Source organism: Aeromonas sp. MTB (genome assembly GCF_056632455.1).
In genome coordinates this window covers 1665153-1676987 of sequence record NZ_CP147026.1, presented here as the reverse complement: position 1 = coordinate 1676987, position 11835 = coordinate 1665153, and the positions used below count along the sequence as shown (strand labels likewise).

Annotated in this window: 13 protein-coding genes; 3 read left to right on the top strand and 10 right to left on the bottom strand. The window is 60.0% G+C overall.

The genetic code is table 11. The annotated features are described in order from the left end of the window. Position 1: 1 nt before the first annotated feature. From WBR25_RS07740 to WBR25_RS07705, 8 genes are all read right to left on the bottom strand, one after another. Positions 2-1153 (bottom strand): homogentisate 1,2-dioxygenase, encoded by a 1152-nt coding sequence (locus WBR25_RS07740; protein ID WP_479749658.1) that lies wholly within the window; start codon positions 1151-1153, stop codon positions 2-4. Continuing rightward, positions 1146-2282, bottom strand: coding sequence for a 4-hydroxyphenylpyruvate dioxygenase (gene hppD / locus WBR25_RS07735; protein WP_479749657.1), 1137 nt, complete (start codon positions 2280-2282; stop codon positions 1146-1148). The genes WBR25_RS07740 and hppD overlap by 8 nt, the downstream gene beginning before the upstream one ends. 224 nt (positions 2283-2506) lie before the next feature. Next, positions 2507-3175: an HAD family hydrolase gene (locus tag WBR25_RS07730; RefSeq protein ID WP_279486937.1), complete on the bottom strand. Its 669-nt coding sequence runs from the start codon at positions 3173-3175 to the stop codon at positions 2507-2509. A 26-nt stretch (positions 3176-3201) separates the two neighbouring features. Beyond that, positions 3202-3861: a TIGR01621 family pseudouridine synthase gene (locus tag WBR25_RS07725; RefSeq protein WP_479749656.1), complete on the bottom strand. Its 660-nt coding sequence runs from the start codon at positions 3859-3861 to the stop codon at positions 3202-3204. Between the two features lie 183 nt (positions 3862-4044). Further along, positions 4045-4737, bottom strand: coding sequence for an ABC transporter permease (locus tag WBR25_RS07720; protein ID WP_043819275.1), 693 nt, complete (start codon positions 4735-4737; stop codon positions 4045-4047). Positions 4738-4740: 3 nt separating this feature from the next. After that, a complete protein-coding gene (locus WBR25_RS07715) occupies positions 4741-5481 on the bottom strand; it encodes an ABC transporter permease (RefSeq protein WP_005352911.1) in 741 nt (246 codons plus the stop codon). A gap of 211 nt (positions 5482-5692) precedes the next feature. Beyond that, entirely contained in the window at positions 5693-6466 is a 774-nt protein-coding gene (locus WBR25_RS07710) for an ABC transporter substrate-binding protein (RefSeq protein ID WP_005337307.1), read from the bottom strand. Between the two features lie 49 nt (positions 6467-6515). Beyond that, the gene (locus tag WBR25_RS07705; RefSeq protein WP_005337310.1) at positions 6516-7286 is read right to left on the bottom strand and encodes an ABC transporter ATP-binding protein; all 771 of its coding nucleotides are present in this window, start codon (positions 7284-7286) and stop codon (positions 6516-6518) included. 532 nt (positions 7287-7818) lie between these two features. Between WBR25_RS07705 and WBR25_RS07700 the strand changes: the two genes are divergently transcribed. Then, positions 7819-8721, top strand: a complete 903-nt coding sequence (locus WBR25_RS07700) for a LysO family transporter (RefSeq protein ID WP_167573063.1) — start codon at positions 7819-7821, stop codon at positions 8719-8721. 103 nt (positions 8722-8824) lie between these two features. On the opposite strand, the gene iadA is transcribed toward WBR25_RS07700, so the two are convergent. Both iadA and WBR25_RS07690 read right to left on the bottom strand, forming a co-directional pair. Next, positions 8825-9955, bottom strand: a complete 1131-nt coding sequence (gene iadA / locus WBR25_RS07695) for a beta-aspartyl-peptidase (protein ID WP_479749655.1) — start codon at positions 9953-9955, stop codon at positions 8825-8827. A gap of 65 nt (positions 9956-10020) precedes the next feature. Further along, on the bottom strand, positions 10021-10803 hold the full coding sequence (locus WBR25_RS07690; protein WP_019445361.1) for an ABC transporter substrate-binding protein: 783 nt from the start codon (positions 10801-10803) through the stop codon (positions 10021-10023). Here WBR25_RS07690 and WBR25_RS07685 point away from each other — a divergent pair. Together WBR25_RS07685 and WBR25_RS07680 are read left to right on the top strand one after the other, a co-directional pair. After that, on the top strand, positions 10802-11107 hold the full coding sequence (locus tag WBR25_RS07685; protein WP_136501249.1) for a hypothetical protein: 306 nt from the start codon (positions 10802-10804) through the stop codon (positions 11105-11107). The genes WBR25_RS07690 and WBR25_RS07685 overlap by 2 nt on opposite strands. Positions 11108-11190: 83 nt before the next feature. Continuing rightward, positions 11191-11799 carry an acyl carrier protein phosphodiesterase gene (locus WBR25_RS07680; protein ID WP_279486933.1) on the top strand — a complete coding sequence of 203 codons (609 nt, stop codon included), beginning with the start codon at positions 11191-11193 and terminating at the stop codon, positions 11797-11799. The last annotated feature ends 36 nt before the right edge of the window (positions 11800-11835 follow it).

Below are 11835 nucleotides of genomic sequence, written 5' to 3'. Positions count from 1 at the left end.
CTTATTTGCCGGCAGCAGCGTCCGGGCGCTGCCAGCTGGAGACATACCGGGTGTTCTCGATCCCTTCGCACAGACTGCCGACGTTCAGCGCATCGCGGGTGTCGAGCATGACCGCTACCTCGTCGGTGAACTTCTTGGCATAGGCCTGCCCCGCCGCAAACGCCTTGGGATGGGGGCCGTGGGTGAATCCGGCAGGGTGGAAGGTGACCATGCCCCGCTCGATATTGTCCCGGCTGAAGAAGTCCCCGGCGTGGTAGAAGAGCACTTCATCGTAATCGTCATTGCTGTGATAAAAGGGCACCTTGAGGGCCCCGGGATCGCTTTCGATGGGGCGCGGCACAAAGGTGCAGATGACAAAGCGGCTTGCCACAAAGGTCGAATGAGCCGACGGCGGCAGATGGTAGCGGTGGCTCATCAGCGGGCGGATATCCCGCCAGTTGAGGCGCACCACGCACAAATCCCCGTGCCACCCTTGTGCATCCAGCGGGTTGAAGGGCCAGGTGATGACGCTAATCTCGTCGTGGCGCTTCACCTGCAGCGACCAGGGATTCTCATCCTGCTGGGCCAAAAAGCGCTCGTTGATGGCGGGCACATCCAGCGCCGCCGGGTCGAAGATGGCGTGATTGCCCACCAGCCCCTTGTCCGGCAGCTGATAGCTGTCGTTGGTCGCCTCGATCATCAGGATGAACATGGGCGCCGTCGGCTCGATGCGCCACATGGTGCCGCGGGGGATCACCACGTAGTCGCCGTCCCGCAGGCTCAGGTGGCCGTAGTCGCAGAAGAACTCGCCGCTCCCCTCGTGGATAAAGAGCAGCTCGTCGCCGTCGGCGTTACGCACCAGAAACGGCATCGCCTCGGATAGCCGCCAGATGCGATAGCGGCAGTGGGGGTTGCTGAGAATGTCGGGAGCCCCCCAAGGGGAGAGGGAACTCACCTCATCCTGCAGGGCATTGAGGTCAAACAGCCGTGGCCGCAGCGGTCCCTCCCAACTGCTCCAGTCGGTGGGGGCATGCTTGTGATGCATGTGGGTAGCCGGGCCGAAAAAGCCGCTGCGCCCCAGTTCGCGCTCATAGATGGCCTGCTCCGGCAGGTCGGCATGGGCCTGCCGGGAGTGGGTCCCCTCCCGATGGGGGAAGTTAATCCAGTTACGCATCGCTCGCTCCCTCTTTGCGGGCACCCTTCTCATCCTCGCCGCCATCCAGCACGCCGCGGCGGATCTGGTCCAGCTCTATCGATTCAAACAGCGCCTTGAAATTGCCCTCGCCAAACCCTTCGTTGCCCTTGCGCTGGATGATCTCGAAGAAGACCGGGCCTATCACGGTATCGGTGAAGATCTGCAACAGGATGCCATCCTTGGTGGGGGAGCCGTCGATGAGGATGCGCAACTCTTTGAGGGCCGCCAGATCCTCCTGATGCCCCTCGACCCGGTTGTTCACCTTCTCGTAGTAGGTATCCGGGGTCGGCATAAAGCCGGTGCCGCGGCTGCGCAGGGTGCGGATGGTGTGGTAGATATCGCTGGAGGCCATGGCGATGTGCTGGATCCCCTCCCCCTTGTACTGACGCAGGTACTCCTCAATCTGGGACTTGTCATCAGCCGACTCGTTGATGGGGATACGGATCTTGCCGCAGGGGGCAGTCATGGCGCGAGAGTGCAGCCCGGTCAGCTTGCCCTCGATATCGAAGTAGCGAATTTCACGGAAGTTGCCGATCCGCTCGTAGAAGTTGGACCAGACATCCATATTGCCGCGATGGACGTTGTGAGTCAGGTGATCGATCTCCATAAGACCGGCATCTACCTCTGCCATCCGGGACTGCCAGTCGGGGTAGAAGACAAAATCCACGTCATAGATGGAGCCCTTGTCGCCGTAGCGGTCGACAAAGGAGAGCGTGCTCTCGCCGATACCGTAGATGGCGGGAATATTGAGCTCCATCGGGCCAATCTTGCCGATAAAGGGCTTGGCCCCCTTGGCGATGGCGAACTGCTGGGCCTTGCCCGCATCACTCACCCGAAACGCCATGCCGCAAACGCTCGGCCCGTGCAGGCTGGCAAACTGCTCCGCCTGGGAGTGAGGCTCGGCATTGACCACAAAGTTGATATCCCCCTGCCGGTAGAGCCAGCACTGCTTGTGTTTGTGCTTGGCGACCTCGGCAAACCCGAGCGAAACAAACAGGCTCTTGAGGGCGGCAATCCCCTTGGCATCGGGGGCCGTGTACTCGACAAACTCGAAACCGTCTGTGCCTAACGGATTGATGGTATGGGTGGCGGAAGAGGTGGCATTCATCGGGCGCTCCTTGCTCTTGATTCGGTTAAAACGGATTGCGGCACCCAGCGGCGCGGCAAGTGTTAACAACTTGTTTCATTAGAAGCAGGGCGTAGCAGGAAGAGAAGAGGCGGGTTGCAGATAGTTTTTCGCAGCTGGCAGCAAAAGATGTAAATGAATTGTGACATTCAAGCTGCAGCCCTGCGGATCAAACGGTGACGACCAGTATGGCTGTCAGCTTTGCATTACAGTTGCCAGTTTTTGACCAGCAGATGGGGCAAGCAGGCCCGGGCCTTTTGCAGTCGCACAGGCGTCGGATTGATCAACCACGCCTCTTTCCCCAACCCCAGCAGCGGCAGATCGTGCAGGCTGTCGCTCAAGGCCAGCTCGGCATCGAGGGCGCAAATCTCCGGCAGCAGCTTGTGATGGCCGTGGCAATAGAAGCGCGGCATCAGGCCGCCAAAACGGTAGTGCATCTGCGAGCCAATGATCCGGTGGGGCAACTGGCCGGGCAGTTGCTGATAGAGCTGGGCTCGCACCAGCGCGCAGGGACTGGCGGAGATCACCCAGCAGCGCGCCCCCTCGCTTTGCAGCAATTCGCGAGCCTGACGATACAACCCCGGCCTGGTGCGGCAGTAGGCACGCACCAGCTTGCGCCAGCCCAAAGGGGAAAGCCCCAACGTGATGGCCCACCAGATAAGGGAGATACCGCGCCGCCGCTGGCTGGGCAGCAAATAGACCACCCCACCCAGCGCAATCACCGGCAACAGCAGCAGCGGCCAGATCCGGCGGCGCAGGATATAGCGCAGCAGACCGGCGTGGCTGTCGCCGGGAGCCAGGGTGTCGTCAAAGTCGGCCAGGATCCAGCGCGGTGCACGTCCGTCAGGATCACGCGCTTTCGCTGAATGGATCATGGTGTCAGGTGCTGGGCGCATAAGCATCAGGGCGCAAGGGCTGCGATGGCTGCCGTGAGCTCGGGGGTGACAAATTCACTCCCCACATCGGGCGGGCAGACAAAGTCGAACGGCTCGCCCGCCAGCTTAAAACTCAGTCGCCAGGCGTGCAGATAGCCGCGATCGGCTGGCGTACCGCCATAGCGCTCATCCCCGAGAATGGGGGCGCCAATACTTTTGAGGGCAACCCGGATCTGGTGGGTCTTGCCGGTCTGGGGCTTGATGCGATAGAGCCGCAGCCCCTCGCGCACCGACACTGAATCGAACCAGCTGATGGCAGGATTATCCAGAGTACGCACTAGCATCCAGCTACCACCGCGCCCCTTTTGCATATCCCCTTTCACCCAGCCCTGCTTCTTCTTGGGTTTGCGATCGGAGAGCGCCAGATATTGTTTGCTCACCTCGCGGGCCGCAAAGGCCATACTCAGCTCGCGGTTCGCCTCTGTGGTGCGGGCTAGCAGCACCAGCCCGGAGGTCATCTTGTCGAGCCGGTGCACCGGATAGAGGGTGAGCCCGGTATCGGCCTTCACGCGATTGACCAGCCCCGGATTGACCGACTCCCCGTCGCCCTTCTCGTCGTGCATGCCGATGCCGGGCTGCTTGTCGATAACCAGGAAAGCGGGATGCTCAAACAATATCCGGTACATAAAACCTCGGGACTCGGGAACTGGGAGATAAGGCACGCAGCCAACGGCTGGCGGCGCTCGGGAGTGCTGCATTCTCCCTGCTCGTCCGCCATTTGGCAAACCGGACAGGCGGAGGATAAAGATAAAAAATGGCCCCGCCTGCAACAGGCGGGGCCATTTTCGCTCATCTTGGCAGATCACACCTTACACATTGCGCGGGCGCAGGTGGGCGTGCCAGCGCGCTTCCCACTTCTTGAACAGCCAGACGATGACAAAGGTGAGCAGCATATAGAGCAGCCCTGCGGTCAAAAACGCCTCGAACGGACTGTAGTAGCGAGAGTTGATGATCCGCGCCGCGCCGGTCAGATCGACGATGGTGATGATGCCCGCCACCGCCGAGCCTTGCAGCATGAAGATCACCTCGTTGCTGTAAGCCGGCAGTGCCCGACGAAACGAGTTGGGCAAAATGATCCGGGTCAGAGTCTGCCAGCGGGTCATGCCAAAGGCGTTGGCTGCCTCAATCTGGCCACGCGGCATATTGTGTACCGCCCCGCGCACGATCTCGGCGGTATAGGCGGCGGTATTGAGGGTGAAGGCCAGCAGCGCACAGAACCAAGCTTCGGAGAAGAGCGACCAGGCGGCACTGTTCTTCAGCCACTCCCACTGGGCGGCGCCGTAGTAGATGATAAAGAGCTGCACCAGCAGCGGGGTGCCGCGAAAGAAGTAGATATAGGCCCAGATCGGCCCCTTGATCAGCCAGTTGCGGCTATTGCGCAGGATGCCCATGGGCACAGCCAGCATCAACCCAAGGATCAGAGAGAGAGCCACCAGCCAGACGGTGGTATAGAGCCCCTCCCAATAGGTGGGCCACTCTTTGATAATGATTGAGAAATCCATGGCTTACCTCGTCTTGATGGCATAGTGACGCTCGGCCCACTTGAGCGCCGAGGTGGAGACTGCGGTGAAGATCAGGAAGATCAGCGCCACCGCCATGTAGAAGGTGAAGGGTTGCTGGGTCGAGCCCGCCGCCAACGAGGCTTTGCGCACCATGTCATCGAGGCCGATGATGGAGACCAGCGCGGTGGTTTTCAGCAGCACCAGCCAGTTGTTGCCAAACCCCGGCAGAGCGTGGCGCATCATCTGGGGGAAGAGGATCCGCACAAACACCTGGGTTGCCCGCATGCCAAAGGCCCGTGCTGCCTCCAGCTCGCCTTTGTCCACCGCCAGAATGGCGCCACGAAAGGTCTCGGTCATGTAGGCGCCGAAGATAAAACCGATGGTCGCGACACCGGCCACAAAGGGGCTGATGTCGATATAGTCTGGGAGCAGGGAGACCCACTCCTGATTGGGATTACTCTCCAGTAACCAGCTGTTGTAAGTCTCGTTGACCCAGGTGCAGATGCCGTTGATCAGCACCTGGCCGCCAAAGAAGAGCAGCATCATCAGCACCAGATCGGGGATGCCGCGAATGATGGTGGTGTAGCCAGTGGCGATGGCCCTGGCCCACTTGTAGGGAGAGAGTTTGGCCAGCGCCCCCAGCATCCCCAGCAGCAACGCCAGCAGCAGGGAGGCCAGCGCCACTTCCAGGGTGACCCAGGCGCCCTCCAGCAGCGAGGCTTCGTATCCTTTCAAATCAAACATATGCAGCTCCATCGCCACTGAATCTTCACGCACCTGCTAACCAGAAGGCTCCATAGCAGTCCGAATGAAATATGTGCAGCTCCATTGCAATCAATGCGGGCCCGTAAACTCCCTCAGGGAGGTGACGGGCCCGATGACTACTGACGGGATCAACCTGTCGTTACTTGCCGTAGACGTCTTTGGACTTACTCGCCGTAAACGTCTCTTTGTTTTACTCTCCGTAAACGTCGAACTCGAAGTACTTGTCGTTGATTTCCTTGTACTTGCCGTTGGCACGCAGCGCCAGAATGGCGGCGTTGAATTTCTCTTTCAGATCCTTGTCAGCCTTGCGCACCGCAATACCGGCACCCTCGCCAAACCACTTGGGATCGGTCAGTTTCGGGCCGACGAATTCGAAGGCATCACCGCCCTCTTTCTTCAGCAGACCGTCGGTGATGGCGGCAGAGTCGGCCAGCACATAGTCCACACGACCGGATTTCAGATCGAGATAGGCTTCATCGGCGGTGCCGTAACGCTTGATGGTGGCATTGGGGAAGTTGTCGGTAATAAAGGTATCCATGGAGGTCGCACGCTGCACCGCGACGGACTTGCCTTCCATAAAGGCTTTGTCGAGCTGCACGTCAGTGCCCTTCTTGGCGGCGAAGCGGGCCGGAATGTGCTGGTACTTCTGGGTGAAGTCCACCTTCTTCTTGCGCTCTTCTGTGATGTCCATGGTGGCGATGATGGCGTCAAACTTGCGCGACAACAGCGCCGGAATGATGCCGTCCCAGTCCTGCTTGACCAGGGTGCACTTCACTTTCATCTCTTCGCACAGGGCGTTGGCGATGTCGATATCAAAACCTTTCACCTCGCCACTGGGCTCGGTCCAGGAGAAGGGGGGATAGGCACCCTCAACCCCGATCCGGACCTCTTTCCACTCCTTGGCCATCAGGCTACCGGACGCGAGGGCAGTAACTACGGCTGTCGCCAGCATCAGCTTGTTCATGTATCTCTCCTTGATAAAACAGTTGATTGGGTAACCAGGCATCCCGCCATCAGTAGATGGAGGAGATGAATTGCTTGAACCGCTCGGATTTGGGATGGGCGAAAATCTCCTTGGGGTTGCCCTCCTCTTCCACCCGCCCCTGATGCAGAAACATCACCTTGTTAGATACATCCCGGGCAAACGACATCTCGTGGGTCACCACCAGCATGGTGCGCCCCTCTTCAGCCAGCTCGCGCATCAGGCCGAGCACCTCCCCCACCAGCTCGGGATCCAGCGCCGAGGTGGGTTCGTCAAACAGCATCACCTCGGGCTCTACCGCCAGCGCACGGGCAATGGCGGCCCGCTGCTGCTGACCACCGGAGAGGTGGCCAGGATAGTAGTCACGCCGCTCCCAGAGTCCAACCCGGTTGAGCAGTTGCTCTGCCTTGGCCAGAGCTTCGGCGCGAGGCACCTTGAGCACCTGGATCGGCACTTCGATGATGTTCTGCATGATGGTCATGTGTGACCAGAGATTGAAACTTTGAAACACCATGGCCAGCCGGCTGCGGATCCGCTCCACCTGACGCATATCCTCGGGCAACCGCTCGCCAGCGCGGCTGGTTTTCATCCGGATCAGCTCGCCATGGAGCGAGACGGTGCCGGATGAGGGGGTTTCGAGCAGATTGATACAGCGAAGAAAGGTCGACTTCCCCGAGCCGGAGGAGCCGATAAGGGAGATCACATCCCCCTTGTGGGCGGTCATGTCGATGCCCTTGAGCACTTCGTGGGTGCCAAAATATTTGTGCAGATCACGTACTTCCAGTGCGGCAACGTCGCTCATCCATTACAACCTTGTCTGTCCCTAGACGCCGCAGGGGCGTGACTCAACCATCGTCCATTTAACAAAAAGTTAACCGATGGCAACCTTCAGCGAAAATATCACCCGGATAGTGAAAAAACAATACAGAACGAGGGTCTTCAGGGGATTCGCTCTATTTTTATTCGCTCTTTGCGTATTTTTCAGCACTTTGTTTGCATAAACAGCCGTTTCAATGGCTATTCCGATACCGCCTTTTTATACCCCAATCATATCAGTGGCAAGAGAAAAGCGTGATGTGTGCCAAACCGGCACCAAAATGGCTTTATGCACCCCCTTGCCGAGCGAAATATCGGCCCTCCGATCGGATCGACTTGATTTCATTGGTGCACTCGGGCTCGCACAGAACCTTATCAAACCGAGAGGTTGTGGCAAAAAAGTAACAATCTGCCCCCAAAAGGGCTGTTTTCGGCCATGAAAGCGATAGATATGTGACACAGAGCCAATAAGTAATGATAAGGTGGTATTTTTATCAGTTTTTGTGATCGAGGCCTCGATGCTGTTCAATGTGTTGCTGATCCTGTTGCCACTGGCAATCGGCTATCTGATTCCCCTCTCCTCTGCCCGGCTGATCAAGCTGGTCAACCAGAGTCTGGGCAAGATGGTCTACCTCATTCTGTTTCTGATGGGGCTCGGGCTTGCCTATGTGGAAAACCTGGGCAGCAATCTGGCGGTGATCTTCAAAGTCGCCGGGGTGATGCTGACCGCGATCACGATCTGCAACCTGCTGGCCCTCTGGTGGCTCGACAAGCGCACGCCGCCGACCCACGAGGCGAGCGATAGCAAAATGCCGAGCAAGCTGCACCTGTTGTGGGAATCCCTGCAGCTCTGCTTTGTGGTGCTCGGCGGTGTGCTGCTCGGGTTGCTGGTGGATCTGCGCGCCCTGCCCATCGACAAGTGGAGCGAGTGGGCCCTGATGCTGCTGCTGTTTCTCATCGGGGTGCAGATGCGCAACTCCGGCATGCGGCTGCGCCAGATCCTGCTCAACCCCTGGGGAATGAAAATCGCCGCCACCGTCATCCTCAGCAGCTGGCTGGGCAGCCTGCTGGCGGCCCAGTTGCTGGGCATGCCCTTTGCCCATGGTCTGGCGATGAGCTCGAGCTTCGGCTGGTATTCGCTCTCCGGCATTCTGGTGGCCGACAAACTGGGGCCGGTGCTCGGTTCTGCTGCCTTTATCAACGATCTTGGGCGTGAGCTTATCGCCATTCTGATCATCCCGGTCCTGATGCGACGCCACCCCTCGGCGGCCATCGGTTACGGCGGCGCCACGGCGCTGGACTTCACCCTGCCGGTTATCCAGAAATCAGGGGGCATTCAGGTGGTGCCGGTGGCCATTGTCTCCGGCTTTATCCTGAGCCTGCTCGGCCCCATCCTGATCCTCGGGTTTCTGGCGATCTAAGCCTTATTCCCACATTGCAGATAAAAAAGCCCGACCTTGTTGTCGGGCTTTTGCTGTTTGGAGCAACCACGCACTCGCACTGGCTGCGATATTGCCCGCAGCCTTATTCGCGCCACTGGCCGCCACTCATCACTCGCTCGATAGCAAACGTCCGGTCGTGCACCAGCAGCAGATCCGCATCCTGCCCGACCCCGATACGCCCCTTGCTGCCAAGCCCCAGCGCCTGTGCCGGATTGCTCGTCACCGCGGCCAACGCCCTCTCCAGCGAGACACCGAGCCGGGTCGCGCGCACACACTGCAGCCACAGGCTGGCAATCTGACCACAGCGCATCTCGATTAGCCGCCCTTCGCCATCAAAGCGCGGCAGGCTGGCGTTGGCATCCGAGCTGAAGGTGATGCGATCGGCAGGCACGTTGGCAGCCAGCAGCTCGAGGAGCGCATCGGCGGCCAGCCGCTCGCCATCCTCCAGCAGATCGGGAAAGCTCGAGGTGGTGAGGTCGACCCAACCTCCCGCCTTGCCCCACTCGATGACCTCGGCAAAGAGCCAGGGATTGCGATTGCAGTGGGTGGGATAGAGCTGGCGCAGCGGAATGTCGGTCTTATCGCGCAGGGCCCGCAGGGGCGCCAATGCCCCCTTGCCATCCCCGACATGGAAGAAGCTGATCCCGCTCTTGCCCGCAAGCAGCCCGGCCACTCGCGCCTCGCTGGCAAGCCTGGCCAGCTCATCGTGGGTCGGCGCACTGGATCTGTGGTCACTGATGGCCACCTCCCCCACCCCCAATACCTCGGGGATCAGGATGATGTCCGACTCCACCGTGCCGGTCAGGGTCTTGACCGGCAGATGGTAGGAGCCGGTATACATAAAGGCGCTCACCCCGGCGGCGCGAAACTCGCGCACCTTGCCGAGCACCTGCGCGGGAGTGCGGGTCAGGCTGTCGGTGCCAAGCGCCGCCACCAGGGTAGTGACGCCGGCCTTGAGCGCCTCGCTCGCCGCCAGTTCCGGGGTGCGAAAGGCAAAGCCCCCCTCCCCGCCGCCGCCGGTGATATGGGCCAGCGGATCCACCAGCCCGGGCACCAGATAGCGGCCACGACCATCGACCCGATGCAGCGGCCAGTTTGTGGGCACCGTCAACCCCTTGCCCATCCAGGCGATACGGCCATCGGCCACCAGCAGATCCTGCTGGCCAAGGTGGGTGGGGCTGAAGATCTCGGCCCCCTCGATCAGGGTCAACATGGCGATCCTCCTTGCACGATTGTCGCTTACCCAATGAAAAGAGAGGGAGCAAGCTCCCTCCCCCGTCAACCACCATATATATCGTACTTGAAGTACTTCTGGTTGATCTGCTGATAGGTGCCGTTGGCACGCAAGGCCTTGATCGCCTCGTCCAGCTTGCCCTTGAGCTCCTTATCGCTCTTGCGCACGGCGATCCCCATACCATCACCAAACCACTGGCGATCGGTCAGGGCGGGCCCCACATAGTCGAACTTGTCGCCCCCCTCTTTGCCAAGCAGTCCCTGCTCGATGGCAGAGGCATCGGCCAACAGGGCCAGCACCCGACCCGCCTTCAGATCGAGATAAGCCTCATCGGCATTGCCGTAGCGGACTATGGTGACATTCGAGCCAAAATTGTCGGTCAGGTACTTGTCGTGGGTGGTGGCCCGCTGCACCCCGATGCGCTTGCCCGCCATGCCTTCCGGGGTCAGCGTCAGCTCGGTCCCCTTGGCCGCCACAAAGCGATTGGGAATATGTGCATATTTCTCGGTGAAGTCGACCTTCTGGCGCCGCTCGTCGGTGATCGACATGGCAGCGATGATGGCGTCGTATTTGCGCGACAGCAGGGCCGGGATCATGCCGTCCCAATCCTGTGCCACCAGCTCGCACTTGACCGCCATCTGCTGACACAGGGCGTTGGCGAGATCGATATCAAACCCCTTGATCTCGCCCGACGCATCGGTCCAGGAGAAGGGCGGGTAGGCCCCCTCCACCCCGAAACGCACGGTTTTCCACTCCTTGGCCATGGCGGGGGTGGCCAGCAGGCTGGCAACAAACAGGGCTGAGAGGGTCAGTCTGATCTTCATCATGAGTACTCCATTACATAAAAAGCGCACAGGCGCGGACAAGGCATCGCAGGCGAATACATGCGATGACCAAAAGCGGCAAAATCTGGATGAGCGAGATCACGCCCGAGCGGGCGTCAGTGAACTGCTCCAGGGGTTCGATCTATTCGTCGAACCACTCGGAGAGATAGAAAGGCTTGAAGTAGAAGGCCAGAAAAAAGCCTCTGGCTTTGCGCATCATGGTGGTTTGTCGCGTCCTGTGACAAAGATGGCAATCACCTTAGCACGCCCGAATTTTGCCCGGCAAGAGGCAGCCGCCAGGCAGTAGCAAAATCCCGATCATGGTCAAGGCAGGCGGGATCCGTTAGGCTCGAAGCACCTTGCCATCCCATAACAGACACACAGCGACCGATGAATTTTCTGGCCCATCTCCATCTGGCTGCCCACACCCGAAGCTCCCTCACCGGCAATCTGCTTGGCGATTTCGTCAAAGGCACGCTGCCCACGGGGCTTGCCGCCCACTTCGATGAGGGGATCTGGCTGCACCGCAAAATTGATGCCTTCACCGACAGCCACCCCGAGCACAAGGCGGCCGTCGCCTGTTTCGAGGCCCCCTGGCGCCGCTTTGGCGGCATAGTGGTGGATATGATCTACGACCACTGGCTGAGCCTGCACTGGGGACTGTTCAGCACCGAGCCCCTGCCCCGCTTCCTGCAACGCAGTTATGAGCGGCTATTGGCGGATCACCCACGCCTGCCGGATGGACTGCCACTCCCCCTCAAACGGATGGCCGAGCAGAACTGGCTCGCCTCCTACCGCCACAGGGAGGGGCTGGGGCAAGCGCTGAATGGCATCGGCCGCCGACTGCGCCGCCCGGTACAACTGGGAGAGGCGCTGCTGACCCTCGATGAATCTCAGTGGCAAACATGCGAGGCGGGATTTCTGCGCTTCTATCCCGCGCTGATGGACTTTAGCCAGCAGCAACTTGCCCAATATCGGGCAGCCCAAGGGGCACAGTGATCCCTCTGGATAGAGCCGCTTCCCCATAAAAAACGC

Bases quoted from the DNA above. Each gene is read 5' to 3' on its own strand.
- WBR25_RS07700 (WP_167573063.1), top strand. From the start codon at position 7,819: ATGCTGTTCAATGTGTTGCTGATCCTGTTGCCACTGGCAATCGGCTAT.
- WBR25_RS07715 (WP_005352911.1), bottom strand. From the start codon at position 5,481: ATGTTTGATTTGAAAGGATACGAAGCCTCGCTGCTGGAGGGCGCCTGG.
- WBR25_RS07690 (WP_019445361.1), bottom strand. From the start codon at position 10,803: ATGATGAAGATCAGACTGACCCTCTCAGCCCTGTTTGTTGCCAGCCTG.
- WBR25_RS07685 (WP_136501249.1), top strand. From the start codon at position 10,802: ATGAGTACTCCATTACATAAAAAGCGCACAGGCGCGGACAAGGCATCG.
- WBR25_RS07710 (WP_005337307.1), bottom strand. From the start codon at position 6,466: ATGAACAAGCTGATGCTGGCGACAGCCGTAGTTACTGCCCTCGCGTCC.
- WBR25_RS07730 (WP_279486937.1), bottom strand. From the start codon at position 3,175: ATGATCCATTCAGCGAAAGCGCGTGATCCTGACGGACGTGCACCGCGC.
- WBR25_RS07720 (WP_043819275.1), bottom strand. From the start codon at position 4,737: ATGGATTTCTCAATCATTATCAAAGAGTGGCCCACCTATTGGGAGGGG.
- WBR25_RS07725 (WP_479749656.1), bottom strand. From the start codon at position 3,861: ATGTACCGGATATTGTTTGAGCATCCCGCTTTCCTGGTTATCGACAAG.
- iadA (WP_479749655.1), bottom strand. From the start codon at position 9,955: ATGTTGACCCTGATCGAGGGGGCCGAGATCTTCAGCCCCACCCACCTT.
- hppD (WP_479749657.1), bottom strand. From the start codon at position 2,282: ATGAATGCCACCTCTTCCGCCACCCATACCATCAATCCGTTAGGCACA.
- WBR25_RS07740 (WP_479749658.1), bottom strand. From the start codon at position 1,153: ATGCGTAACTGGATTAACTTCCCCCATCGGGAGGGGACCCACTCCCGG.
- WBR25_RS07680 (WP_279486933.1), top strand. From the start codon at position 11,191: ATGAATTTTCTGGCCCATCTCCATCTGGCTGCCCACACCCGAAGCTCC.
- WBR25_RS07705 (WP_005337310.1), bottom strand. From the start codon at position 7,286: ATGAGCGACGTTGCCGCACTGGAAGTACGTGATCTGCACAAATATTTT.